This window comes from Sulfurospirillum deleyianum DSM 6946 (assembly GCF_000024885.1).
Taxonomy (GTDB): Bacteria; Campylobacterota; Campylobacteria; order Campylobacterales; family Sulfurospirillaceae; genus Sulfurospirillum; species Sulfurospirillum deleyianum.
The window spans coordinates 1,700,814-1,726,549 of record NC_013512.1 but is presented as its reverse complement, the minus strand read 5'-3'; the positions used below and the strand labels follow the sequence as shown (position 1 = coordinate 1,726,549).

Here is a 25,736-nt window from a genome sequence, read left to right as displayed (position 1 = left end):
GATTTTGTGTGACGGATGTTTGAAAATAGTCGCAAAAATCGAATGATTTTACAACAATTTTGTTTAAAAAATGAGGTATCAATCTTTACATGTAAAAAGCTGAACTTTTAAGAAATGCTAATAACGCCTCTTTATTTAAGGGTTTTGAGAAATAGTATCCTTGAAAACGATCACATCCAAAAGCTGTTAAAAGCTCTTTTTGTTCTTGGGTTTCAACGCCTTCTGCTAAGATGTGCATATTGAGGTTTTTACCGATGGTAATGATGTTTTGCACCATTTTAGCGGATGTTTCATCTTTATCAATGGTATAGACAAAGCTTTTATCAATTTTAAGCTCATCAATAGGCAGTTGGCGCAACATACTTAAAGACGAGTAGCCTGTACCAAAATCATCCATAGAAATCTGAATGCCTAAGGATTTGATTTTTTCTAAGAGAGGCACTATATAGTGTAACTCTTCAATAAAAAGATTTTCCGTGACTTCTAGTGTGATATTGAGCGTATGTAAGTCTGTTTTATCCAATATATTTAACAAATCTTCCAAAAATAGGGGATCCATAAATTGACGCACGGAAACATTTAAGGAAATTTGTAAACTTCGTTTGAGTTCTTGCTCAAGCGCAGCAATATCATAGCAAGCGGTTTCAAAAATCAGACGACCTAATTTAGGCATTAATCCTGTCGCCTCGGCCAAAGGAATAAATTGGTCTGGAGGTACGAGTTTTCCAAAAGCTGTGCTGTTCCATCGTACCAAAGCTTCAACGCCAAAAACGTTTCCTTGTGTATCGACTTGCGGTTGGTAAACCATAAAAAGTTCATTATTTTTGATGGCTTTTCTAAGTTCTTGCTCCATGGTGATATTTTTTAAAAAGCCCTCTTGCATCTCATTGGCAAAAATATGGGCACTGTTTTTAATTTTTTTGGAGGTGTACATGGCAATATCGGAGGCTCGAAGTAAAGCATCAAGGGTTTCTCCATGCTCAGGATAGCGGGCAATGCCCACACTCGCACCAATAGTAAAGTGAAACTGGTGAATTTCATAAGGTTGAGAAAGAGACTCGATGAGGTGTGAGGCGAAGCTCAACAGTTCGTGATGTTCATACATATGCGTTAAAAGAAGAAACTCATCGCCTCCATGCCGTACGATTAAAGAATCTTTGGGGGCTATCTGTGCGAGTCGTTTGGCAATGTCAATGAGAACTTCATCGCCTAAATGGTGCCCAAAACTATCATTGATATTTTTGAAATAATCCATATCAATATATAAAAGACTAAACATGGGGGCCTTAGGATAAATCCATTGGTGGATGTTTTGATGTAAAAAGTGGCGATTAGGAAGTAAGGTCAGTGGGTCATGGGTTGCTTGTTCGATTAAATCAGCATGGCGTTTCTCTTCTGCTTTGGCAATAAGACGGAAGAGGTAAAAGAAAATACTACCAATCGCTACAAAAATTAGAAAATAAAGAGAAACTTTTTGAGTAAAATCTTTCACGATAACGCTAAGCGGTGTTTGAGAAAGTGTCCAGAGATGGTAGGTGTGATTATATTTTAATGAAGCAAGGTAGTAGCCTTTTTTTCCTTCTTGGTATACAGAAGAGACTAAAAGTTGGTTCTCTTTGAGCTCCCTAGGGGTGATACCATAGCGATCAAAAATGGTTGTAAAAAGTTTTTCGAGGGTTGATTGAGGAAAAGGCGTGTTGTAAACTTTTTCGTAATCTTTATGCCCATTGGAATGGTATTGGTAATGGAAGTCATGGTCTCTTATCACCGAGAGATTAAGATAGTGACGGTGTTTTAACGTGGTTAAAAGCGCATCAAAGGTGCTGGTATGTTTCAGTACCGTGGTAATAACAAATTGTGCTTCACCTGCTTCATTGCGAATCGTTTTACGAATGGGCATACCCCATTTTTGTAAAGGGGGTGAAAAATAGGTGCGTCCAAAAACCATGCCATGAGATGCCAATGCTTGAATGAAAGAGTCTCGTGTTTCTGGAAGGGCAAGGAGATTGGGTATATTTTTGGGATTATCATCAGAACTTGCGTAGATAAAATCTCCTTGTGGTGTTGTGACACCTAGGGCAACCATCTCAGGATTTTGAAGTAGGGATTGTGCGTGTTTGTCAATGGCAATTTTAGGGTTTTTATCATCTATATGCTCTAGGATAGCTGAGCCTAAAATATCAATGAGTCGTTCGTGGGTATCAAACAAAGAGTGTGTGGCGTTCGCCATCAGTTCGACAATATTCTCTTGGGAAGCTTGATACTTTTGGGAGGTATTTTGCCATGTAACATAGCAAAGCACACCAAATAAGAAGGTGGCAGTTACGCATAAAACGTAAAAAATAAACCAAATATTTTTTTTGATAATTGCCACGAATCTCCTTTAAATAAAAAGGTTTCCAGAAGCATTGTAGCATTTTTTTGACTAAAAAAAAGATGAATTATAAGAGAATACAAGGCTTATAAAAGCACCTATTGGCTATAATCTTTGAAAAAACTAAAGAGAGAGTTTATGGTTGAAGTGAATAACTTGACGATGCGTTTTTCGCATCAATTATTGTTTGAAAATATCAATTTAAAATTGGACAAAGGGAAGCGTTATGGTCTTATTGGCGCAAATGGTGCTGGAAAGACAACGTTTTTAAAGATTTTATCCCGTCAGATAGAGCCAACCAGTGGCAATCTTTCGATTGAAAATGGCTTACGTGTGGGCGTTTTAGGACAAAATCAATACGCTTTTGAGGATTACACGTTAAAAGATGCCGTTATGTATGGCAATAAGCGTTTGTATGACGCCATTAAAGAAAAAGAGCACTTGTATGTTACGGGTGATTTTAATGATGAAAAAGTCAATGACCGTTTGGCGGAATTAGAGATTATTTGTGCAGAAGAAGACCCAACGTATGAAGTGGATGTGAATATTGAAAAAATTCTTGCCTCTTTAGGCTTTCCTGTCTCCATGCATGAGAGTTTGATGAGTGAACTAACCGGTGGCGATAAGTTTAAAATTTTGCTAGCGCAAGTGCTTTACCCAAAACCTGATGTCCTCTTTTTGGATGAGCCAACCAACAACCTCGATTTGGAAGCGATTTCATGGCTAGAAGAGCAACTCATTCGCCATGAGGGAACCATGGTGGTTATCTCCCACGATAGACACTTTTTAAATGCGGTTGTGACCAACATTTTAGATGTGGATTTTAAAAAGATTCGTGAATTTACAGGCAACTATGATGAGTGGTATTTAGCGGCAAATCTCATTGCTAAGCAACAAGAGATGGACAGAGACAAGAAGCTTAAAGAGAAAGAAGAACTTGAAGCGTTTGTGCGCCGCTTCTCCGCTAATGCGTCTAAAGCCAAACAGGCAACTTCTCGTCAAAAGCGTTTGGAAAAACTGGATATCGCAGATATTCAAACCTCTTCCAGACGTGATCCGAGTATTGTGTTTCGTGCAGGACGTGACATTGGCAATGAAGTGCTAGATGTTGAAGGCATTGAGAAGAGCTATGGCGATCAGAAGGTGCTTCATAATATCAGCTTTAAAGTTGAAAAAGGCGATAAAATTGCTTTAATTGGACATAACGGTGTGGGTAAGACAACGCTGTGTAATATTTTGATGGAGCAGTTGGAAAAAGATGCGGGTAGCGTAAAGTGGGGAGCGACGATTATTCCTAGCTATTTTCCTCAAAACACGACCGATATGATTAGTGGTGATTTACAACTTTTTGAATGGTTACAGCAGTATGATGCAAAGAAAGATTTGGATGAAATTCGAAAATGTTTAGGGCGTATGCTTTTTTCTGGAGAAGAGCAGAAAAAAAGTGTGAGTCAGCTTAGCGGTGGGGAAAAACACCGTATTGGGCTTTCAAAAATGATGTTGGAAAAAGGAAACTTTTTAGTTCTTGATGAGCCGAATAACCATCTTGATTTGGAAGCGATTATTGCTTTAGGTGAGGGATTGTTTAAATTTTCAGGCAATGTGATTTGTGTGACCCACGATAGAGAACTGATTGATGCCTTTGCTAATCGCATTATCGAGTTACATCCTGATGGCACAATGACAGATTTTAAAGGCGATTATGAAGCTTTTAGAGAGACCTATGGCCGCTAAAGACGCTCCGTTTACGCTAGGAAGTGCTTTAGACAACGATAGTGCTTGGCAGTTTGAAGAGGGAAAAACCTCTTCTTCGCCTCTTGAGATAAAAGTGCCTGCAAAACATCTTTTGGTGCTTAAAATGGAAAAACGACAGGGAAAACCTGTTTCGATTGCCGGTCCTTTTTTTCTTGAAAAAGAGGTACTTTTAAAACTCTGTTCTTTGCTTAAGAAAAAATTGGGCAGTGGCGGTACATGTAAAGAAGAGTGGTTAGAGTTTCAAGGTGAATGCCGTGAAAAACTTAAAACCTTTCTGCAAGATGAGGGATTTCGTTTTAAAGGATAAGAATGCCTTATATTTTAAATGCGCTCTTACCGATTTGTTTGATTATTTTTACAGGATATGTCTTTAAACATATGGCATTTCCATCGGTAGATTTTTGGCCGAAAATGGATAGGTTTACCTATTATGTTCTTATGCCCTCGCTCCTAGTGTATGAGCTAAGCGTCGCAAAGATTGATCTTCGTTATACGTTCAATCTTGTGATGAGCTCTCTGGGTGGTGTTTTTCTTATTTTACTCATCTTAATTCTGCTCAATCTTTTTTTGCATTTTGAAAGAAAAGCGTTCACTTCCATCGTTCAAGGGGGTATTCGCTTTAATACCTATGTTTTTTTAGCGTTAGTAAATGCCATCTACCATGAAGAAGGGTTGGTTCTAGCAGCGATTGTTATGGCGTTTGCTATTCCGTTTATCAATGTTTTGTGCATAGGTGTTTTTGCTTTTTATATACGCGAAGGGAAGTTCTCATTTCGTGGATTTTTGAAAACCATTGTAAAAAATCCATTGATTGGTGCGTGTGTGATGGGTGGTTTTTTAAATTTTTTAGGCAATCCAATGCCACTGTTTGTTTTAAAAGGCATTGCGGTTTTAAGTCATGCAGCACTTCCTATGGGGCTTTTATCTGTGGGGGTTGGCTTAGAGCTTAAATATCTTAAACATGCGAAAAAAGAGTTGGTTGTCTCTAGTGTGGCTAAACTAGTTTTATTTCCTCTATTGGCGTATGGCTTAGGGCTTTTGTTTGGTTTAGAGGGTATGAGTTTGAGCATTGGTGTTGTGTTTGCGGCGATGCCGACCGCAACATCTGCGTACATTTTAGCGCGAGAATTGGGTGGAGATGTTGCGTTAATGGCTTCGATTATTACCTTGCAAACCTTAGCGTGTATGGGCACACTTTTACTCATTACCCCTTTACTTTAAAAGAGGCATTTTATCTTTACATGTAAAGATTATTCGTATGCGGTTTCTTCCACAAATAAGAGTGCTTTTTGGCAGGTCTCATAAAGTTGATCCACTGTAAAACACGGTGTCTTTTCCATCCTCTTCAGGCTCTCTTTGATGTTGGTGCTATGGTTCATCTCCACCGCAATGTGCAAGAGATTTCCTAAAAAACCCTCTTTAAAAAGCAGTGCCGTTTTAATCTCATCGTCCAAATGGGCATGGTTCAAAAATTCAAGCATTGGAATACTCAGGTAGGTATCAATTAAGGAAAGACTTCCAATCAAAAAGGCTTTGTGTGAAAGTTCAGAGTGTTGGCAACAAAGAGCTAACTCTTCCATGGCTTTAGCTCTAAATTTGGCATTGTTGTAGATTTCTACTCCAAAAGGGCGTTCATGGGGAGTTCCGTATAAAAAAAGTCCTAGCCATGAGAGAATTCTTTTGGGACCTAAGAGGGTAATCATCTGTTGAATAGAGGTGATTTTTGTTTTAAAGTGATATGCTCCTGAATTGACATGGCGTAAAAGGTTATAGACAAGGTCTGGACACGTAGAAAATTTGTGGGTGACAAAGGCGATATCATCATTGGTTTGCATGCATTGAATCAGGTGGAGTGCGTTGAGTGTGCTAGGTTCGATTTTTTTTCCACTTAAAATGACAGGTTTTTCAAAAAAATAACCTTGAAAAAAGTGGAAGGGGTAGTTTAAGCAGCTCATATACTCTTCGTGAGTCTCAATTTTCTCTGCCAATAAAGGGATGGCATGTAAAGAGAGTTTGGCAAGAGCAGGGGCAAGATTTTCTACGCCAATAGCCTGAATATCTACTTTAATCAGTTTTATATAAGGGAATAAAGGCGTGTACGTTTCAAACATCTTCTCACTGCAATCAAAATCATCTAAGGAGAAGGTGTAGCCTTTCGCATGAAGTTCTGCCACTTTTTCAATCAGTTCATTGGAGATTTTTGTGTATTCTAAAATTTCAAATCCAAAAGATTCTGGAGGCAAGAGTAAAAGGGCATCACTAAAGAGCATGGATTCATCAAGATTGATGTATCCCTTTTTGGTGCCTATGATGGAGCGAAATCCTATGGTATGAATGAGATTAACAATGACTCTAGCCGTTGCTTTTGCGTTATCTTTAAAGGTTGCAACGTTGCTTAATTCACACGAACGATACAATAATTCATAAGCTAGACATTCACCCTCTTTATCGAAGATAGGTTGTCTTCCGATGTAGGTACTCACGATGCCCCTTTGTAAAACGGTTTAATGTTGAATAAACTGAATATTGACCATACCACAGAACTTTTTATCTTTGTAAAAGTGTACCATATAGGTGGTCTCTTCTTTGTCAATCGCATAGGACTTCATCAGGACACTAGGCTCCACTTTGATGCCTTCTTCACTGAGTACACCCTCTTTGGAATACCCAATAATATTGATACGGTATCCTTGAATGGGGGCAATTTCGAAATGTTCACGTGCTTGAATCAGCGTTCCCACTTTTGCGGTTGATTTTTTTCCATCTAGGAGGAGATTAATCTCATTTAAAGAGTTATCAAACTCCATCATATCGGCTTTTAGCGTTGAAATGAGTTTATTGCCATTCATGATTTTATACTCATTTTTATCGTGAATGATGGCCACCAAAGGATTTTCACTGTGGTAATGAAAATCTGCTTTGTTAATGGGGAAAAAGCGGATAGAAGGCTTTAGCGTTGAGAGATTGAGCATGATTTTTGTCGGAGGAATTTCTAACATCCCCACATCCTTCAAAAGCTCTTCAATGACTTTTTCTTCTAATTCAAATGAACGTGTAAATTCGATGTTCATGACTTTCATAAATTTTTCAATGGTTTTCAGTTGATAAAAGACTTTATGCGAAAGATCGGTAATATTTTTACTCGTTTCAATCGCAAATGCAGGTTTATTATTGGTGATCGAAAAATAGGTCAGGCTTTGTTGCATCGCCTTATCTTTATCTTTGGTGTTCGTGTTTTTAACGTTAAATTCATGCACATCTTCGATTAAATCAACATTGGTTTCTTGATTGACTTTTTTCGCAATTTCCGCAAGATTGCCGTATTTGGCATCCGGAATCTTTTGTTGGTCAATGATGGTTGCCTGTCCCCACGCTTTGGGGTTAAAATTTTTGTCAATGTTTTTTGCACGGTAAAACCCTTGTCCATCATGGAGATTGAGAGTTAAATCAACTTTGGGATCAAGAATCAGTTTTTTGATGTCAGAGACAATTTCAAAATCTTTATCTTTTGTTTCAATTTTGGCAAATTTACGGTTCATATCACCATAGGTGCCACGTCTGTTTTTGACGATGCTATCAAAATTAAGATTAGGAACGATCCAAACGTTGCCTTTTTGAATGGTATAGTGTTTGGCTAATAGCATGGGCGCAAAGTAGCCACCAGGTTCATCGCCGTGAATGCCTCCTATAACTAGCAGGGTACTTTCATTGGTTTTACCACTCTCTTTTTTGATGAGAGAGTAGTGCAAATCGGCGCTAAACGTAGAACTGGCACAGAGTAATAAAAATAAGGCAAACGAGCGTTTTTTCATTCAGAATCTTTGTTTTAAATTAATTTTAAGGCTAAAGCTTAGCAAATGAGAGATTAAATTTTACCCAAAAGCTTAGAGGTTCGATAACTTTTTGCTCAAAAGTGTTGCAAAATCTTCAAAATTAGGGAGTTTAATGGCTGATTCTCTTTGTTGAATGCCCCACATCGACTCAGGGAAATGTGAATCTTCCATAAAACGTGCCATCACATGAATATGCAGATGGGGCAGATAATTGCCAAACATAGCGATATTAATTTTGGTAGGATGGTAATAGGCTCTCATGATTTCTTCGGTACAGAGCATCGCTTGTAGCATTTGGTGTTGCGTTGTGGCATCACAGTCGCTTAACTCTTTATAGGGCTTTTGTGTAAAAATTTTGACCCACGGAATCGTGGACTCCTCTTTTTCGACATAAAAAAATGGATTTTCATAGAGTTTTGTTGACATTACTTTTCCTCATTAAAACGGTTTTTATAGGTACATTTTTGACAAAGAGGCTCTGTGGCTTTGTTTGCTTTAAACCCTTCAATGATAGCACGTGTGCGAGGAGCCTCTAAAATGGAGGCTAGAGAGTTTACATGTAAATCGCCCAAAACAACCACGCCATCTTTATCCAAGCAACAAGGAACAACCGCTCCATTGGAGAGAATCCCAAAATGAGAAGAGAGCCCTAAACACTTTCCATCTGAGTGGTGAGCGGAGTGAAGAGAAGGCCACTCAAAATAGTCATCAAAATGCAGACGTACTTTTTCTTGAAGTCTGATAGAGCGAGGTTTCTCTTCTTGAATCTGCTTTACATGTAAAGGGGTTTTAAAGGCATTTTCCAGATAGCTAAAAAGCATCTCATTAAAGGCTTGGTCGCTGTTGTTTTCATCTCTGTTCCATAAACGAAGGTTAATAAACAGAGATTTATTCTCCTTTTGTTTCGCATGGCAGAGCTCTAAAATAGGCTTCATATAGTCTTCAAAAGAGAGCGGCATACTGTTTTTATTAAAACTGTTAAGCGAGATGTTAATTTGTTTAATCGCTGGATGGAATAAAGTTGTGAGCGAATGGTTTTTCAAAAAATAACCACTCGTGGTCAGGATGACTTTAAAACCGTATGCGTGGGTGCGATCTAAATACGCTTCCACGTTAGAAAGCGCCAATGAATCCCCTGCCACATGATAAGCAATCTCTTTGGTATAGGGTTTAAGTTCACCTAAAATGTGTTCAAAAAAGGGAAGGGACATTGTTTGCGTGGGAAGAATTTTGGGTGGGCAGAAGCTACACTTCAACCCACAAATATTGGTTAATTCGACATAAACACGAAAAAAAGAGTGTGACATTATTCTACGGTAACGCTTTTGGCAAGGTTACGTGGCATGTCTACATCATTGCCTAAACGGATGGAGATTTCTAGCGCTAAGAGCTGGGTAATGAGCATCATCTCAAAAAACTCACCCATCATGTGTGTATGCGCATTGGTTTTAATAAAATCATCGGCCAAATCAAAAGGTTCTGGACTAATGATTAAAAGGGTTGAATCCCTTGCCCCTAACTCTTCGACGTTACTTTTCATTTTGTCGTAGAGAAGGTTTTTAGGCATGAGCGCAATGGTGAAAAGTTCACTATCGGCAAGGGCGATCGGTCCGTGTTTCATCTCTCCTGCTGGATACCCCTCAGCATGAAGGTAGCTAATCTCTTTGAGCTTCAACGCTCCTTCTAGGGCTAAAGGATAGAAGAGGTCTCTTCCGATAAAAAAGAAACCGTGTCCATGCAAGTAGCGTTTAGAGAGACGGCGAATTTTTTCGTGGGTTTGCTCATTGACTTTGAGTACTAAAGGAATTTTTAAAAGCGCACTAATCTCTTCATTCAATCGCTCCGGTGCGATACACTCTTTAATTTGAGCGACATAAAGGCTAAGAAGCCACAGCGTAATAACTTGTGTCGCAAATGCTTTGGTACTGGCAACGCCTTTTTCAATGCCTGCACGTGTAAGAATCGTCGCATCAGCAGTGCGAACAATCGAAGAGTTATCGACGTTACAGATAGCAAGCGTTGGCATACCGCCTCTTTTTGCCATTTTGAGTGCTTCAAGCGTATCGGCGGTTTCGCCACTTTGGGAGATAACGATAAAAAGCGTTTTAGGGTCGAGTAAAGGCTCTTTATAGCGAAATTCACTGGCGATTTCTACATTAGTGCGAATTTTTGAGAGGCGTTCAAACATGTAACACGCACTAAGGGCTGCATGGTAACTGGTACCGCATGCGCAGATTTTAATCGCATCAATAGCGCTAAAATCAATATGCGAGAGTTCATCAAGAACAATGGTATTTTCTTTGATACGTCCCATTAAGGTTTCGCCCACAACGATAGATTGCTCGTAAATCTCTTTCTCCATAAAGTAGCGATAACCATCTTTTTGGGCACTGAGTTTATCGTGGGTGAGTGGTTTAAAATCAAGGTGTTGTTTTGTGTTGTTTTTAATCAGGGTAATGGCATTTTTTTCGACCCAACCATACTCCCCATCTTCCAAATAGACAACCTCATTGACATGCCCAATTAAAGGGGCATCTGAAGAGCTAAAATAGACTTCATGCTCAGGGCTTCTCCCTAGTAAAAGGGGGACGGCATTTTTTGCAAAAAAGATAACATCAGGTGCTTTTTTGGTAATGAGTAAAATAGCATACGCTCCATGCAAAGAGGCGATGGTTTTCTCAAATGCCTTAAAACAATCTCCCAATTCACGGACATTTTTCTCAAAAAGATGCACCGCTACTTCGGTATCGGTTTGGCTTAGAAATGTGATTCCCTCTTTGAGAAGTTCATCTTTGATCTCTTTATAGTTTTCGATAATGCCATTGTGAATGATGTATGAAAATTCACCCCAATGAGGATGGGCATTGGCTTCTGTGGGTTTACCGTGGGTCGCCCATCTGGTATGCCCAATGCCAAGACCAAAGCCTGATGAACTGAAATTTTCAGTTTTATGGTCTAAATTGGAGAGTTTTCCTGTGGCTTTAAAGGAGCTAATTTCTCCTTCTTTTAAGACAGCAATGCCTGCTGAATCATACCCTCGGTATTCAAGTTCTTTAAGTCCGTGAATGAGAAAATCACGTTTTTCTTTTGTGCCAATATAGCCCACAATTCCACACATAATGGTTACCTTCTTAATAAAAATAGTCTAAAATGTTTTGCCCATTGTCGCATAAACGGGCTGTTTTTTCAATTAAAAGCAGGTTTCGGGTTCGGTTTTTAATGGTCTGAATTTTTGCCATAGCAATATCAATGCCATGCTCATCAAAAATGCTCATCATGTACGCCATAAGCCCTTGTTGGTTTTTCGTTTTGAGTTGCATCAAAGCGTAAGATTTGGAGTGGTCAAAATCAATACTCATCTCACCTTTTAAAATCACAGGTTTTTTGAGTACCGTGCGTTTGCTCATGTCAAACGAGTTTTCCAACAGCTCTTTGATGTAGGCTATATCGCTCTCATCGACCTTTTCATTAAAATCAATTTGAAAATATTTCTTGCCATCAAAGAGTTTGTAAATATCCATTTGGACGAGGTCTAAGTAGGAGAGTTTGCCTAAAAGGTAGCCAATGTTAAATTCAAGTCCTCGAATGACTTGAATGCTTAAATGATCTTCGTTGCGGATGGTGTAGTGGTAAAAATCCATGGAGGTTTCATCGGTTTGTTGGGCGATAGAGATAATTTCACTGGGTTTGAGTTTTAAAAAGAAAAAATTGGAAGGAATCGATAGAATACGTTTTTGCAAAGGTTTAGAAAGTTCCAAAAACTCTGGACTTTTTTTAAGACTCGCCTCTTTGCGTAGGCGTTTGGTCGTTTCATCAATCAGTTCCTCTTTTTCAAACATCTCCATGCTGTATTGGTAAAATTCACGCAGCAGTTTGGCGATAAATCCTGAATAAATATTGTTATTGACTGCGTTCATATCGGCATAGGTGAGAATGTAGAGCAATTTAAGCGCTTGAGGGTTTTGTAGCTTTGAGATAAACGAAAGGACGACCTTTTCACTGTAAATGTCCTCTCGATACGCTGTGTTACTCATGAGGGTATGGTACTTGATAATGAGAGAGCCCATCTCAATCGCTTTTTCGGGGAAATGCAATTTTGAGGCATACGCTCTAAAAATTTTTGCTCCTAGTTCACTGTGGTCTTCTTTTCTGCCTTTGCCCACATCGTGTAAAAAAGCGACCAGTTTGAGCATGGCACGACCTTCAGGACAGAGGTCATCAAAAAGCGCTTTAATGAAATCATCTTGAATATTTTCCAAATGGTACAAGGTATGTAAGGAGTGAATATCCACAGGCAATTTATGATACCCATCAAACTGAGCAAGGTTTAAAATCTGGCGGAAAGGTTTAATGAGCTGAGGCAATAACGAGGCTTCATACAAAAGGTTAAAGAGGGCATAGACGTTGGGTTGAAACAAAAGAGCGTAAAACTGTTTATAGGTTTTAGGTGTATTGTGTGGCGGATAGATGGCGTTTTTGATGTAATGTACATAACTGATATCAAAATCTAAAGAGGCATCATCAAAGCATTGGAGTTGCTCTAGCACGAGTGAGAGTTTAGGCGCTGGGTTTTTCAGCGAAGCATATACCGTGTGATTGGCAACATAAAGTCCTTTGTGTATGCGTCCTTTTTTAAGCGCATTAAGGCAGTTAGGATATAAAAACAGTGAGGCAGTGAGTTTGCGCATAAAGATTTTACATGTAACATCTACGGTGTGCATGGAAGCAAGGGTTCGAGAGGCGAGTTGCATATGGGCATTTTTCAAAATCTTATTTTCAAAGCCCAGTTTTGTCGCGACATCGGGGATGTACTCAAGGTTTAAAATATCTTGCTTCTTTTTCGCACTGAGATGAAGTGCTGAGCGCACACGGTAGAGAAACTCTAAGGCACTTCGAAACTCTTTATACTCCTCTTCGTTAATAATTTCAGGCACTCTATCTTTAATGCGAATACTTCCAAAAAGAATTTTACAAATCCAAAAAAGAGCATGGGCATCTCTAAGCCCACCCACGCCTTCTTTAATGTTGGGTTCCATGCTCATGGGGTGTTTGGCTCTGCGTGCCTCATTGGCGGCGATAATTTGCAGGATAATCTCTTTTTTATCGCCTTTATCGGTTTTGTGAAGCTTCAGCAGTTCTCGCTCCGTCTCCATCCATAAGATTTTGGAGCCACATAAAAAACGCGATTCAAGCATGGCGGTTTTGATGGTTAGGTCTTGATTGCTTGCTGTGACTAATTCTTCAAGTTTATGTGTTCGGTGTCCTAGTTTCATCCCCGCATCCCACGCTAAGTAGAGCATGGATTGGATGAGTGGTTCGATGTTGTACCCTGGAATGGCTTTGTAAACCACCATTAAATCAATGTCAGAGTAAACGCATAACTCTTCTCTTCCATAACTTCCCATTCCCACAAGTACCACAGGAATAGCGTTGGCAAAAGGCATGTAATTACCGAAGTATTTGCGTAGGGTATATTTATAGATAATGAGCATAAATTGGTCAATTTTTTTAGTATGTTTGACGAGAAAGTCTTTGCCTTGATTTTCTACAAAAATCTCATTTAAAGAGCTTAAATAGGTTTTAATATGCTCTTTAATCACTTTGGATATTTCAAAATCACTGGCATTTTTTTCGATTAAATCTTCAATTATCTCTTCAATTTCCATGCGCTTTTCCTAATTTCATTGGAGTGCGTTATAATACACCAAAAGTGCTTTTGCCTTCCCTTTGAGAATGCTCAATTTATAGGCAAAAAATCTTTACATGTAAAAAGGATAAACATGACTCAAAAGCCTTATTTAAGAGCGTTTCCTGATGCACAGGGTTACTTTGGAAAATTTGGAGGGGCTTATTTGCCTCCAGAATTGGTGGAGCAGTTTAAAAAGATTGAAGAGGCGTATTTGACCATTGGCAATTCGCACAATTTTATCAGGGAACTTCGTGACATTCGTAAGCATTACCAAGGCAGACCTACGCCTGTGTATTATGCGAAGCGTTTGAGTGAGTATGTGGGTGGGGCTAGAATTTATCTCAAACGTGAGGATTTAAATCACACAGGAGCGCATAAACTTAACCATTGTATGGGCGAAGCACTCTTAGCCAAATATTTGGGCAAGAAAAAACTCATTGCTGAAACAGGAGCAGGGCAACATGGTGTGGCACTGGCAACAGCTGCTGCGTACTTTGGGTTGGAGTGTGAGATTCACATGGGTGAAGTGGACATCGCTAAAGAGCATCCCAATGTCGTGCGTATGCGTGTTTTAGGCGCAAAAGTAGTCCCCGTGAGCTTTGGAGCAAAGACACTGAAAGAAGCGGTGGATTCAGCGTTTGTAGCGTATTTACAAGACCCAGAAAATTCTATTTATTGTATTGGCTCAGTCGTTGGTCCTCATCCGTTTCCTAAAATGGTAAGAGATTTTCAAAGTGTTGTGGGCATTGAGGCCAGAGAGCAATTTTTAGAGATGACGGGAAATTTACCTGATAATCTCGTAGCGTGTGTGGGTGGTGGCAGTAATGCCATGGGACTTTTTTCTGCATTTATCGATGATTCGTGTGAAATGTACGGGGTAGAACCAGGTGGACGAGGGACGAAGTTGGGTGAACATGCCGCTAGTTTGACCTATGGGAGTGAGGGAATTTTGCATGGCTTTAACTCCATTATGCTTAAAAACGATCAAGGTGAACCTGCGGAAGTTTACTCGGTTGCGAGTGGATTGGATTATCCTTCTGTTGGACCAGAACACGCCTATCTTAATTCGATTTCACGCACCAAAGTAGGCATAGCAGATGATAAAGAGACCATTCAGGCGTTTTACGATTTAAGCCATTATGAGGGGATTATTCCAGCTCTTGAGAGTGCGCACGCTGTCGCATTTGCCATGAAACTTGCCAAAGAAAAACCCTATGAGTCTATTTTGGTGAACTTAAGCGGAAGAGGCGATAAAGATATTGATTTTGTGGTAGAGAATTTTCCTCCTGAGAATTACATGTAAAGAGAAAAAGGAGCAATTTGCTCCTTTTTATTTTTTCGCTCTTTTAACCTCTCTTTATAAAAAAATGGCTAAAATCTTTCTTTATTTCTCTCTGAAAGCATATCATGACACTTATTGAAAAATTAGAAAACAATGAAAGATTGAGTCTTGAAGATGGTATTGCCTTGTATGATTTGGATCTTTTTACGCTAGGACATTATGCGAACAAAAAGCGAAGAGCATTGCATGGCAACAAAGTCTTTTTTAATGTTAATCGACATATTAATCCTACGAATATCTGCAAAGATATCTGCAAATTTTGTGCCTTTTCGGCGAATCGAAAAAATCCCAACCCTTATACCATGAGCCATGATGAGATTTTAAGTGCGCTTGAAAACACACTAAAACATAGCCCCATCACGGAAGTGCACATTGTTTCCGCACACAATCCTCATACAGGTTTAGCGTGGTATTTGGAAATTTTCTCCAAAATCAAAGAGCGTTTTCCTTCGTTACATGTAAAAGCACTCACCGCAGCCGAAATCAACTTTTTAGCGACACAGTATGGGCTTAGCTTTGATGAGCTCATTGATAAAATGATAGAACACGGTGTGGATTCCTTGCCTGGTGGCGGTGCGGAGATTTTTGATGAAGCGGTGCGGGATTATATCTGTAAAGGGAAAGTGAGCTCACAGGAGTGGTTGCATATTCATGAATTGTGGCACAAACGAGGCAAAGAGTCGAATGCTACGATGCTATTTGGGCATGTGGAAAAGCGTGAACACCGCATTGACCATATGATTCGTTTGCGTGAATTGCAAGATAAAACAGGCGGGTTTAATGCCTTTATTCCTCTGGTGTATCAGCGTGATAATAACTATTTACATGTAGAAGATTTTTTGAGTTCCAGTGAGATTTTAAAAACCTTTGCGATTAGCCGTTTAGTGTGCGATAACATTGAGCATATTAAGGCGTATTGGGCAACTTCAACGATTAATTTAGCCCTTGTCGCAATGGAGTATGGGGCGGATGATTTGGATGGCACCATTGAAGTGGAGTCCATTCAGTCCGCAGCAGGTGCGAAGAGTGCCAAAGGACTTGGGTTACAGAACATTTTAGAGCTGATTCAGACCAGTGGGTTTACCCCCGTTGAGCGAGATAGCTTGTACAATGAATTGAAACAGTATTAATATTTAATAAAAGGATATACCTTGGATTTTTTCAAACTTGAAAAACATGGTACCAATGTTAAAACGGAGTTTACAGCTGGTTTTACGACATTTTTAACCATGATGTATATTGTGCCTGTCAATGCTATTATTATGAGTAAAGCAGGCATGCCAATGGATGCGTTGATTACTGCAACAGCGTTAATCACCATTTTTTCATCTATCTTAAACGGTCTTTGGGCAAATACTCCTATTGCAATGAGCGTGGGTATGGGGCTTAACGCATACTTTACATTTGGACTTGTTTTGGGCATGAAAGTGCCTTGGCAAACAGCTCTTGGTGTTGTTTTTCTTTCAGGATTGTTGTTTTTAGTGCTCTCTTTAACACCGCTTCGTGTATGGATTATGCGTAGTGTGCCTCACGATTTGCGTCGAGCGATTAGTGCGGGTATTGGAACGTTTATTGCGTTTATTGGGCTCAAAAGTATGGGCATGGTGGTTGCAAATCCAGCGGTTTTAGTGGGTGTGGGTAACTTTAAAAACCCAACAGTTCTTTTAGGTGTTGTGGGTTTGGTGCTTGTTTTTGCTTTTTATTCATGGAAACTCAAAGGTGCTTTTATCTTAGCCGTACTTTTAACTTCGATTGTGGGCTGGGCATTTGGGATTGGGGCGTATCCAACAGAATTTTTCTCACTGCCTGCTTCTGTTGCTCCCATTGCGTTTGAACTGGATATTGTAGGTGCTTTAAAACTTTCATTGCTCCCTGTCATTATTACTTTCTTAATCACGGATTTATTTGACTCGTTGGGAACTCTTGCGGGTGTTGGATATCGTGCGGGTTTATTTAAAGATGATGGAAAAGAGCTTCAGAAAACACTTGAAATTGATGCCTTAGCAAGTACAGCCTGTGCGGTGGTAGGTGTTTCAACCACAACCGCATTCGTTGAAAGTGCGAGCGGTGTCGAAGAGGGTGGACGAACAGGATTAACAGCGGTTGTTACAGGTCTTTGTTTTATTTTAACACTCTTTATGATGCCACTGTTTAAAGCGATTCCTGAAAATGCTATTTATCCCGTTTTAGTGATGGTCGGTGTGTTGATGTTTAGTGAGCTTTCTCATGTCAATTTTAAAGATACTGCCATTGCCGTTTCTACGTTCTTAATTGTTGTGATGATGCCATTGACGTTTTCCATTACTAACGGTTTAGCGTTTGGCTTAATTTCATATGTGCTGATTAAGTTAATTAAAAAAGAGTTTAAAGATGTCAATTTTGGCATTTTATTTTTAACATTTGTAAGTTTAATCGTATTTATCGTACAGGAAGGACATTAAGTTGCGTTATTACAGTTATGAAGAATTTAAAGTAGATGTAAATCATTTAGCCAAAGAAATCAAACCGTATGCCCCCGATGTGATTCTAGCCGTTGCTCGTGGAGGAATGACCCTAGGGCATTTTCTCTCAGAAGCGTTGGAGATGAGAGCTTTGTACTCCATTAATTCCATTCATTATGAAGAGACCCATAAGCTTGATACGATTAATATTTTCAATATTCCAGACCTTAGTAAAGCTAAACGGGTTGTGATTGTGGATGATATTATTGACAGTGGCGAGACGATGATTGAGATTAAACGTGTGTTGGGCGAAAAGTACCCTGAGGTTGATTTGAAAGTTGCGGCTGTTTTTTATAAAGAAAAAGCACTTTTACGTCCTGATTTTGCTGCACGAGAAGCGACAGAGTGGATTGAGTTTTTCTGGGATTTCCAGATTGATAAATACAAATAACTTTCACGCATTTTTCGTGAAAAAGCAGCGCCTGATTGTCTATATTTGCACAATGTTGGCGCTGTGCTCCTTGTATGCGGCGCAACCCATCCAACCTCTTTTTGAAAAAGAGTTTAGCCTAAGCCGTTTTGAAGCGGTGATGTTTACCACTGCGATTATGTTACCTCTTGGCTTTGCGCCTATTTTTTATGGTTATATTTTAGAAACCTTCTCCTCAAAACGCTTTTTAAGAAATGCGGTTTTACTTTTAGGTCTTTTAGAGTTAGTGTTTGCTCTTAGTTATGACTATGCGTATTTGATTGCCATTCGAGCATTGCAAGGGCTTTTGATTCCTGCGATTTTAACCTCTTTGATGAGCTATATAGGATTTATGGCGCCTAAAGATAGGGTTCAACAATCCATTGGATATTATATTGGTTCGACGATTTTAGGTGGATTTTTAGGACGATTGCTCTCAGGGGCTATCAGCGATGTATTTGGTTGGAGACTTTTTTTTATTTTATTGGGTGTGGCGTTAATTGCCGTTTATTTTGCTTTGCATTATCTAAGTGAAGAGGTCAAAGTGGACTTTGTCAAGCCAAAGTTGATGGAGATTCTAAGTGTCTGTCGTAATCAGACGTTTTTAATTCTTTTTCTTCTTATGTTTTTTGTCTTTTTTGTGTTTCAAGCACTGCTAAATTTTTTGCCGTTTCAGCTACAAACCTTAAGTAACAATGTCAGTTATGGTAAAGTAGGCATGATGTACGCAGGATACATGATAGGTTTTATGATTTCTATTCGTGTATTGTGGATCATTAAACTTTTTGGTAATGAAACTAAGGCGATTTTAATAGGTTTACTCATTTATCTTTTTGGCTTACAGTTGTTTTATATTTCAAATTATACGGTGATGTTTTTAGGAATGTTTGTGGTGTGTGCGGGATTTTTTATTATTCACTCTGTTGCGTCTGGATGGATGAATAAACATGCCCATGAGAAACGTGCCATTTCTAATGGTTTATACCTCTCCTTTTATTATTCAGGAGGGACGATTGGGACGTTCGCCCCTGGTGTCTTTTTTGAGTATTTGGGATGGAACAGTTTTATTATTTTGCTCTCTTGTATCGTCTTTATACTCTTTTTTTTGCTTCTTTTTTTCAAAAAACGTCTGAGGGTATAGTTGAATTATCCCTTTACATGTAAAGAAGGATAGAGCGTACAAATCATCTGCGTATAATGAGCAATTTTTTGTTCAATCTCTTCTAGGAGTGTCGAATCCGTAGGCAAAGGATGTTCTAAACACTCAGCGTATTGGGCGAGGGTGCAGAGCTCTTCCATCCCCAGTGTTGCGCTGATGCCTTTAAGCGTATGGCACATTCGTTTGGTTGCGATGGTGTCATTTGCACGAGCTAAGGCGTGGTAGGATTTTAAAAAAGAGGATTGTTCGCTGACAAAAATTTTCAATAATTCACGATAGAAAGAGTGATTGCCACCTAAAGACTCAATGGCATAATGTGCGTGAATGCCCTCTGTGGCAAAGATATCAAAAGCTATTTTTTCACGTTGTTTTTCATCTTGAATATTGGGTAATGCGGCTAATTTATAAAGGGCTGTTGGATTGCTTTTGGAAAGTGAAACCTCTTGAAATGTGTTTTGACTCACTTCTGCAACGGTTTCAAACAAAATCGAAGCTGTCAATGGTTTTAAAAGAATCTTATAAGGTTTACTTGCCCCTAATTTTGAGAGAATAAGCTCTTTTTCATGGGGATTCATCACTAAAATCGTAGGGATTTTATTCCAAAATCGGTGTTTGATGGTATGAAACAGTGTGATGTTCTCAAGTGAGTCACTTGAACAACTTAGCATGACAGCATGGATTTGCAGACCACTTTCTAACTGTTTTAAAGCATCTGTTGCATGATTACATGTAAAGCACGTCACCCCAAAATCATTTAGAATGGTTTCGAAAATTTTAAGGGCAGTATGATTGGGTTCAACGATTAAAACATTGAGAGAAGAAAAACGTGCAGGTGTTTTTACGATGGTGTCAGTTTGATCTTTTTGCAGAGGAATTTCGAACCAAAAGGTGCTTCCTTCTCCTAGTGTGCTTTTATATTGGATTTCTCCACCCATCATCAAGACCAGCCCTTGTGCGATAGAAAGCCCCAGTCCCACTCCTTCATAGTGACGGGTTGTGGACATATCTGCTTGTGAAAAGGCGTTGAAAAGGTCTTTGGTTTGTTTAGGCTCAATCCCAATCCCTGTATCTTTAATGGCAAAGTGAACGATTTCATTCTCATCTTGGGTTTCGATAAGCGAAACTTTTAAAAGAATTTCCCCTTTTTGTGTAAATTTAACCGCATTTGAAAGGAGGTTAAAGAGGACTTGTTTAAGCCGTTTGGGATCGCCTTTATAGGGATGATTGGTCGCTTTATCAAGGTCTATGAGTAATTCAATCCCTTTTTGTTGGGCACGGATACGAAAAAGTTCACTTAAAGAGAGTAAAAGTTTTTCAAGATCAAACGAGACAGTTTTAAGTTCAATGGCATTGGCTTCTATTTTTGAAAAATCAAGAATATCGTTGATGATATCCATAAGGTGATGGGCTGATTCGACAATTTTATGTAAACAACGCTGCTCTTTTTCAGGTAATTTTTTATGAACCAATAATTCGCCCATTCCAATAATCGTATTCATGGGTGTTTTAAGTTCATGGCTCATGTTAGCAAGAAATTGGCTTTTGATTTGATGGGCATCTGCCGTTTTTTTAATAGCAATCTTAAGTTCTTCCATCATTTTTTGTAGGCGTTCATTGGAGCGTTTGAGCTTTTTTTCAGTCAATTTTCGTTTCCGCAGTTGTCTTTTTAAACGATAAAATCCGATGCTACTACCTATGAGGAAGAGAAAAAAAAGGAGAGTGAGAGAAAGTGTCTGTGTAGAACTTTGGGTTTGGGGTAGGAAAGATTCTTGGGCACAGAGACTTAAGCAGGATGAAGAAAAAATGAGGAGTGTGATAAAAGTAAGAAAAGTGCCCCATTTTTGCATTGTTTTTTAAACCTTAATAGACGTACTTGAAGAAGTATATCCCGATTTTCTTTAATTGATTTTTAATAGTATCGTCTTCTTAGTTGGTAGTGAATTCTTAAGCAAAAGCGTGTTATGATTGCCAAAACTAGCTTGTTTCCATGGGAAAATAAATGATTTTAATGATCGATAATTATGACAGTTTCACTTACAACATTGTGCAGTATTGCTTAGAGTTGGGAGCAGATTTAAAAGTGATTCGCAATGATGAATTAAGCCTTGAAGAGATTGAAGCGTTAAATCCAGAAAAAATTATTATCTCTCCAGGTCCCGCCACACCCAATGAAGCAGGGGTGAGTTTGGATGTTATCAAACATTTTGGTGGGAAAATCCCTATTTTAGGTATTTGTTTGGGGCATCAAGCGATTGGTCAAGCCTTTGGTGGAAATGTGGTTCGTGCAAAAAATATGATGCACGGGAAAACATCTCAAACCAAACAGTTGCACAATAGTTGTTTATTTGATGGGCTTCCTGAAACATTTACAACCACCCGTTATCACTCATTAATTGTTGAAAAAGAGGGTTTGCCTGAGGTTATTGTTCCAACCGCGTACAGTATGGATGACCATGAAATTATGGCGTTACAAATTAAAGATAAGCCTATTTATGGGGTACAGTTTCATCCTGAATCTATTTTAAGTGAGCATGGACATGCCATCTTAAATAATTTTTTAAAACTATAAGCTATGAGAGAGCGTCTTTATTTAACCTTTTTACTCCTTCTAAGTAGCCTATTATTGGCATATGAAACACAAATTTTGTCGATTAGTTATGATGAAGCAGAAATCTTTTTTCATGGAACCAATGTTATTCATTATCTTGTAACATTCTCGACACACTTTTTGGGGCAAAATGACTTTGCTTTGCGTTTACCGTTTATTCTCTTGCATTTAGCTTCTATTGTTTTGATGTACCAGATTGGTGCTTTGTTTTTAAAAAAGCCACTGGATCGTCTTCTTTCTGTAAGCATTTATGCTTTTTTACCAGGGGTCAATGGCGTTGCTTTGCTGGTGAACAATAGTATTCTTGTTATCTTTTTGAGTTTATTAGTGACGTATGCTTATCTTAGAGAGTATAAAAGTGTCTCTTATGGGCTTCTTGGAATAACGCTTTTTTTAGACAACTCTTTTGCCATCTTTTATATTGCACTCTTCTTTTTTGCTATTTTTAAACGTAAAACAGAGCTGATTCTTTTGACCTTACTTTTATTTGGTGTATCAATGTATCTGTATGGGTTTGATACAGGCGGGAAACCTAAAGGGTATTTTGTTGATACATTAGGGGTTTATGCTGCTATTTTTTCACCGTTTTTATTTATTTATTTCGTTTATGCGCTGTATCGTATTTTGGTAAAAGAAGAAAAGAATCTTTTATGGTACATCTCTTTTTTCTCCTTGATTGTTTCTTTACTGCTTTCTTTAAGGCAACGATTAATGATGGAAGATTTTGCTCCCTTTGTTGTTTTAGCGATTCCTTTGATGGTCAAAGTGTTTTTCAATAGTTATCGGGTACGATTACCAGCGTTTCGTAAATGGCATTCAGCACTTTTTGGATTTGTTATGGTAACGCTTTTTATCAATACAATGGTTAGTTTTTTTCATACACCACTTTATCTGTTTATGGAAGATTCTTCTAAACATTTTGCAGCTAAGTATCATGGTGCTAAGGAATTGTCTCAAGCATTAAAAGATAAAGGGATAGAGAGGGTTATTTTAAACGATAAAAAATTGGCGATACGTTTGGCATTTTATGGTGTTAAAGAAGGTGGTAGGCATAAAGTATCTACCAAAAAAGAGATTGCTCAAGGATACGAAGAAATATCTATTAAGTATTATGGTAAAACGATACAAACGTTCTACCTTTATGCCCTTTGATGAAAGAGGATACGGCGATGAAAAAAGCATTTACGATGTTAGAACTTGTTTTTGTAATTGTAGTTGTAGGTATTATGGCGTATGTTGCTGTTTCAAGTTTTTCTCGTAATCCTTTACGTGAAGCCGCCGACCAACTCGTTAGTCATATACGATACACACAACATTTGGCAATGATGGATGATAAGTTTGATCTCAATGATGCGACATGGTATCGAAAACGTTGGCAAATTCGTTTTTCAACGGCTGGTGGTGTGCAATCGTATGCCATTATGTCTGATATTAATAGTGATGGTAATCCTAATGCTTCTGTTGGCGGTATTATTGAAGTTGCAAAAGACCCTTTAAATCCTATTCAATATCTTATCGGAACCCCTACAACCTCTTTTTTTAATAATGAAAAAAAAGAATTTATGAATCAAAAATTAGATTTGACAACCACTTATGGCGTTACGCAAATTGCAGTTGCAGGGGGTGGTACTGGTTCGACTGCAGATAGAATCCTCTTTGATCCACTGGGCAGACCGTATAGAGGAGATACAAATGCTGGAAATGCTGGAGTAATAGCTAGTTCTGTTGATAGAGTAGTTACAACTCCTATCACAATTACTTTAAGAGATGGAACCACAAATGTTATTATTGCCATAGAACCAGAGACAGGATATACACATATTTTATAAGCAGAAGAGTCTTCTTATTCTTTTAACCTTCTTTTAAGGTGTATTGCCATATAATTTCGTCCTCGTTTGAGAGAACGGGGTTAAAGAGAAGTACCCAAAGTAGGGAATTTGCTTCACGTTCATTACCATTTTAACAATGTTAAATTCAATCTTTGAAATCTAAATAAGCGACCAAAGCCAGGACGCAAAAAAGTAAGAGATTATCACCTCTTCAAAAACAAAGAGATAATAATCAACACTTCATTTATGAAGGATACTTAAGATACAGAAGCTTTGCTTCGTGCTTTAGTATTTGGTTCTTTAAGACAGCTTTGCTGTCTGCTAAAAGAACAAACTTAATGGAGAGTTTGATCCTGGCTCAGAGTGAACGCTGGCGGCGTGCTTAACACATGCAAGTCGAACGGATAAAATAAGCTTGCTTATTTTGTTAGTGGCGCACGGGTGAGTAATATATAGCTAACCTGCCCTTTAGTGGGGGACAACAGTTGGAAACGACTGCTAATACCCCATACTCCTTCTTATCATAAGGTAAGTTGGGAAAGATTTATTGCTAAAGGATGGGGCTTTATTGTATCAGCTAGTTGGTGGGGTAATGGCCTACCAAGGCTATGACGCATACCTGGTCTGAGAGGATGATCAGGCACACTGGAACTGAGACACGGTCCAGACTCCTACGGGAGGCAGCAGTGGGGAATATTGCACAATGGAGGAAACTCTGATGCAGCAACGCCGCGTGGAGGATGACGCATTTCGGTGTGTAAACTCCTTTTATAAGGGAAGATAATGACGGTACCTTGTGAATAAGCACCGGCTAACTCCGTGCCAGCAGCCGCGGTAATACGGAGGGTGCAAGCGTTACTCGGAATCACTGGGCGTAAAGGATGCGTAGGCTGTAATATAAGTCAGGAGTGAAATCCAACGGCTCAACCGTTGAACTGCTCTTGAAACTGTTTTACTAGAATATGGGAGAGGTAGATGGAATTGGTGGTGTAGGGGTAAAATCCGTAGATATCACCAGGAATACCGATTGCGAAGGCGATCTACTGGAACATTATTGACGCTGAGGCATGAAAGCGTGGGGAGCAAACAGGATTAGATACCCTGGTAGTCCACGCCCTAAACGATGCACACTAGTTGTTGCGATGCTAGTCATTGCAGTAATGCACTTAACAGATTAAGTGTGCCGCCTGGGGAGTACGGTCGCAAGATTAAAACTCAAAGGAATAGACGGGGACCCGCACAAGCGGTGGAGCATGTGGTTTAATTCGAAGATACACGAAGAACCTTACCTGGCCTTGATATCCTAAGAATCCTGCAGAGATGCGGGAGTGCTAGTTTACTAGAACTTAGAGACAGGTGCTGCACGGCTGTCGTCAGCTCGTGTCGTGAGATGTTGGGTTAAGTCCCGCAACGAGCGCAACCCTCGTGATTAGTTGCTAACAGTTTGGCTGAGCACTCTAATCAGACTGCCTTCGCAAGGAGGAGGAAGGTGAGGACGACGTCAAGTCATCATGGCCCTTATGGCCAGGGCTACACACGTGCTACAATGGTTAGGACAAAGAGACGCGATACTGCGAAGTGGAGCAAATCTTAAAACCTAGTCTCAGTTCGGATTGGAGTCTGCAACTCGACTCCATGAAGCTGGAATCGCTAGTAATCGTAGATCAGATATGCTACGGTGAATACGTTCCCGGGTCTTGTACTCACCGCCCGTCACACCATGGGAGTTGAATTCACCCGAAGCCGGAATACTAAACTAGTTACCGACCACGGTGGGTTCAGCGACTGGGGTGAAGTCGTAACAAGGTAACCGTAGGAGAACCTGCGGTTGGATCACCTCCTTTCTAGAGTATAAGAGACACTATCTCACAATGGTGTCTCGGGCGAGAATGGCTTGGTTGCTTATTTAGTTTTGAGAGATTGAATGAAAGAGGGGCTTATAGCTCAGGTGGTTAGAGCGTACCCCTGATAAGGGTAAGGTCAGAGGTTCGAGTCCTCTTAAGCCCACCATGGGGAATTAGCTCAGCTGGGAGAGCGCCTGCTTTGCACGCAGGAGGTCAGCGGTTCGATCCCGCTATTCTCCACCATTTTTTATGGTAAACATTGTTCAAGAAGATCTTAAGAAGTTTAATAACAGTTTTTACATGTAAGAGTTGTTATTAGACTTTTTTAGTCTAAGTTTGTGTTCTAAAACTTATGATACGATGCATGTGCGTTGTGCTTTAGGTTTGGTTCTT

At 39.3% G+C, this 25,736-nt stretch carries 19 protein-coding genes, 2 tRNA genes and 1 rRNA gene; 14 read left to right on the top strand and 8 right to left on the bottom strand.

Features of this window, described 5'->3' with window-relative positions; genetic code table 11:
* Positions 1 to 85 precede the first annotated feature (85 nt).
* Positions 86 to 2,374, bottom strand: a complete 2,289-nt coding sequence (locus SDEL_RS08600) for a bifunctional diguanylate cyclase/phosphodiesterase (protein WP_012857462.1) — start codon at positions 2,372 to 2,374, stop codon at positions 86 to 88.
* A 138-nt stretch (positions 2,375 to 2,512) separates the two neighbouring features.
* On the opposite strand from SDEL_RS08600, the gene SDEL_RS08595 reads away from it, so the two are divergent.
* Genes SDEL_RS08595 through SDEL_RS08585 form a run of 3 tightly spaced genes read left to right on the top strand, consistent with a single transcriptional unit; the run spans position 2,513 to position 5,350 of the window.
* Positions 2,513 to 4,108, top strand: a complete 1,596-nt coding sequence (locus tag SDEL_RS08595; protein WP_012857461.1) for an ABC-F family ATP-binding cassette domain-containing protein — start codon at positions 2,513 to 2,515, stop codon at positions 4,106 to 4,108.
* Entirely contained in the window at positions 4,077 to 4,436 is a 360-nt protein-coding gene (locus SDEL_RS08590) for an SUI1 family translation initiation factor (RefSeq protein ID WP_012857460.1), read from the top strand. The genes SDEL_RS08595 and SDEL_RS08590 overlap by 32 nt, the downstream gene beginning before the upstream one ends.
* 2 nt (positions 4,437 to 4,438) lie before the next feature.
* Positions 4,439 to 5,350 (top strand): AEC family transporter, encoded by a 912-nt coding sequence (locus tag SDEL_RS08585; RefSeq protein ID WP_012857459.1) that lies wholly within the window; start codon positions 4,439 to 4,441, stop codon positions 5,348 to 5,350.
* Between the two features lie 29 nt (positions 5,351 to 5,379).
* On the opposite strand, the gene SDEL_RS08580 is transcribed toward SDEL_RS08585, so the two are convergent.
* The 6 genes from SDEL_RS08580 to SDEL_RS08555 all read right to left on the bottom strand — a co-directional run bounded on the left by SDEL_RS08580 (position 5,380) and on the right by SDEL_RS08555 (position 13,628).
* Entirely contained in the window at positions 5,380 to 6,612 is a 1,233-nt protein-coding gene (locus SDEL_RS08580) for an EAL and HDOD domain-containing protein (RefSeq protein ID WP_012857458.1), read from the bottom strand.
* A 21-nt stretch (positions 6,613 to 6,633) separates the two neighbouring features.
* Complete coding sequence (locus SDEL_RS08575) at positions 6,634 to 7,941, bottom strand: M99 family carboxypeptidase catalytic domain-containing protein (protein ID WP_012857457.1); 1,308 nt, start codon at positions 7,939 to 7,941, stop codon at positions 6,634 to 6,636.
* 72 nt (positions 7,942 to 8,013) lie between these two features.
* On the bottom strand, positions 8,014 to 8,388 hold the full coding sequence (locus SDEL_RS08570) for an HIT family protein (protein ID WP_012857456.1): 375 nt from the start codon (positions 8,386 to 8,388) through the stop codon (positions 8,014 to 8,016).
* Positions 8,388 to 9,269: a radical SAM/SPASM domain-containing protein gene (locus SDEL_RS08565; protein ID WP_012857455.1), complete on the bottom strand. Its 882-nt coding sequence runs from the start codon at positions 9,267 to 9,269 to the stop codon at positions 8,388 to 8,390. The genes SDEL_RS08570 and SDEL_RS08565 overlap by 1 nt, the downstream gene beginning before the upstream one ends.
* Positions 9,269 to 11,080 (bottom strand): glutamine--fructose-6-phosphate transaminase (isomerizing), encoded by a 1,812-nt coding sequence (gene glmS / locus SDEL_RS08560; protein WP_012857454.1) that lies wholly within the window; start codon positions 11,078 to 11,080, stop codon positions 9,269 to 9,271. The genes SDEL_RS08565 and glmS overlap by 1 nt, the downstream gene beginning before the upstream one ends.
* A gap of 13 nt (positions 11,081 to 11,093) precedes the next feature.
* Positions 11,094 to 13,628 carry a [protein-PII] uridylyltransferase family protein gene (locus SDEL_RS08555; protein WP_012857453.1) on the bottom strand — a complete coding sequence of 845 codons (2,535 nt, stop codon included), beginning with the start codon at positions 13,626 to 13,628 and terminating at the stop codon, positions 11,094 to 11,096.
* A gap of 114 nt (positions 13,629 to 13,742) precedes the next feature.
* On the opposite strand from SDEL_RS08555, the gene trpB reads away from it, so the two are divergent.
* From trpB to SDEL_RS08530, 5 genes are all read left to right on the top strand, one after another.
* Positions 13,743 to 14,954: a tryptophan synthase subunit beta gene (gene trpB, locus SDEL_RS08550; RefSeq protein ID WP_012857452.1), complete on the top strand. Its 1,212-nt coding sequence runs from the start codon at positions 13,743 to 13,745 to the stop codon at positions 14,952 to 14,954.
* A 104-nt stretch (positions 14,955 to 15,058) separates the two neighbouring features.
* A complete protein-coding gene (gene mqnE, locus SDEL_RS08545) occupies positions 15,059 to 16,123 on the top strand; it encodes an aminofutalosine synthase MqnE (RefSeq protein ID WP_012857451.1) in 1,065 nt (354 codons plus the stop codon).
* Between the two features lie 21 nt (positions 16,124 to 16,144).
* On the top strand, positions 16,145 to 17,434 hold the full coding sequence (locus tag SDEL_RS08540) for an NCS2 family permease (RefSeq protein WP_012857450.1): 1,290 nt from the start codon (positions 16,145 to 16,147) through the stop codon (positions 17,432 to 17,434).
* Between the two features lies 1 nt (position 17,435).
* Positions 17,436 to 17,885, top strand: a complete 450-nt coding sequence (locus SDEL_RS08535; RefSeq protein WP_012857449.1) for a phosphoribosyltransferase — start codon at positions 17,436 to 17,438, stop codon at positions 17,883 to 17,885.
* 16 nt (positions 17,886 to 17,901) lie between these two features.
* Positions 17,902 to 19,044, top strand: coding sequence for an MFS transporter (locus SDEL_RS08530; RefSeq protein WP_012857448.1), 1,143 nt, complete (start codon positions 17,902 to 17,904; stop codon positions 19,042 to 19,044).
* A gap of 5 nt (positions 19,045 to 19,049) precedes the next feature.
* On the opposite strand, the gene SDEL_RS08525 is transcribed toward SDEL_RS08530, so the two are convergent.
* On the bottom strand, positions 19,050 to 20,705 hold the full coding sequence (locus SDEL_RS08525) for an ATP-binding protein (protein ID WP_012857447.1): 1,656 nt from the start codon (positions 20,703 to 20,705) through the stop codon (positions 19,050 to 19,052).
* A gap of 356 nt (positions 20,706 to 21,061) precedes the next feature.
* Here SDEL_RS08525 and SDEL_RS08520 point away from each other — a divergent pair, with 356 nt between their 5' ends.
* From SDEL_RS08520 to SDEL_RS08495, 6 genes are all read left to right on the top strand, one after another.
* Positions 21,062 to 21,631, top strand: a complete 570-nt coding sequence (locus tag SDEL_RS08520; protein WP_012857446.1) for an aminodeoxychorismate/anthranilate synthase component II — start codon at positions 21,062 to 21,064, stop codon at positions 21,629 to 21,631.
* A 54-nt stretch (positions 21,632 to 21,685) separates the two neighbouring features.
* Positions 21,686 to 22,822 carry a hypothetical protein gene (locus SDEL_RS08515; RefSeq protein ID WP_223295815.1) on the top strand — a complete coding sequence of 379 codons (1,137 nt, stop codon included), beginning with the start codon at positions 21,686 to 21,688 and terminating at the stop codon, positions 22,820 to 22,822.
* 17 nt (positions 22,823 to 22,839) lie between these two features.
* Positions 22,840 to 23,499: a pilus assembly FimT family protein gene (locus tag SDEL_RS08510; protein WP_041666360.1), complete on the top strand. Its 660-nt coding sequence runs from the start codon at positions 22,840 to 22,842 to the stop codon at positions 23,497 to 23,499.
* A 335-nt stretch (positions 23,500 to 23,834) separates the two neighbouring features.
* Positions 23,835 to 25,343: ribosomal RNA gene (locus tag SDEL_RS08505) — 16S ribosomal RNA — on the top strand.
* An 89-nt stretch (positions 25,344 to 25,432) separates the two neighbouring features.
* Positions 25,433 to 25,509, top strand: a tRNA-Ile gene (locus SDEL_RS08500).
* 1 nt (position 25,510) lies between these two features.
* Positions 25,511 to 25,586 (top strand) — tRNA-Ala (locus SDEL_RS08495).
* The last annotated feature ends 150 nt before the right edge of the window (positions 25,587 to 25,736 follow it).

Bases quoted from the DNA above. Each gene is read 5' to 3' on its own strand.
- SDEL_RS08555 (WP_012857453.1), bottom strand. From the start codon at position 13,628: ATGGAAATTGAAGAGATAATTGAAGATTTAATCGAAAAAAATGCCAGT.
- SDEL_RS08585 (WP_012857459.1), top strand. From the start codon at position 4,439: ATGCCTTATATTTTAAATGCGCTCTTACCGATTTGTTTGATTATTTTT.
- SDEL_RS08590 (WP_012857460.1), top strand. From the start codon at position 4,077: ATGAAGCTTTTAGAGAGACCTATGGCCGCTAAAGACGCTCCGTTTACG.
- SDEL_RS08575 (WP_012857457.1), bottom strand. From the start codon at position 7,941: ATGAAAAAACGCTCGTTTGCCTTATTTTTATTACTCTGTGCCAGTTCT.
- SDEL_RS08570 (WP_012857456.1), bottom strand. From the start codon at position 8,388: ATGTCAACAAAACTCTATGAAAATCCATTTTTTTATGTCGAAAAAGAG.
- SDEL_RS08565 (WP_012857455.1), bottom strand. From the start codon at position 9,269: ATGTCACACTCTTTTTTTCGTGTTTATGTCGAATTAACCAATATTTGT.
- trpB (WP_012857452.1), top strand. From the start codon at position 13,743: ATGACTCAAAAGCCTTATTTAAGAGCGTTTCCTGATGCACAGGGTTAC.
- SDEL_RS08510 (WP_041666360.1), top strand. From the start codon at position 22,840: ATGAAAAAAGCATTTACGATGTTAGAACTTGTTTTTGTAATTGTAGTT.
- glmS (WP_012857454.1), bottom strand. From the start codon at position 11,080: ATGTGTGGAATTGTGGGCTATATTGGCACAAAAGAAAAACGTGATTTT.
- mqnE (WP_012857451.1), top strand. From the start codon at position 15,059: ATGACACTTATTGAAAAATTAGAAAACAATGAAAGATTGAGTCTTGAA.
- SDEL_RS08595 (WP_012857461.1), top strand. From the start codon at position 2,513: ATGGTTGAAGTGAATAACTTGACGATGCGTTTTTCGCATCAATTATTG.
- SDEL_RS08520 (WP_012857446.1), top strand. From the start codon at position 21,062: ATGATTTTAATGATCGATAATTATGACAGTTTCACTTACAACATTGTG.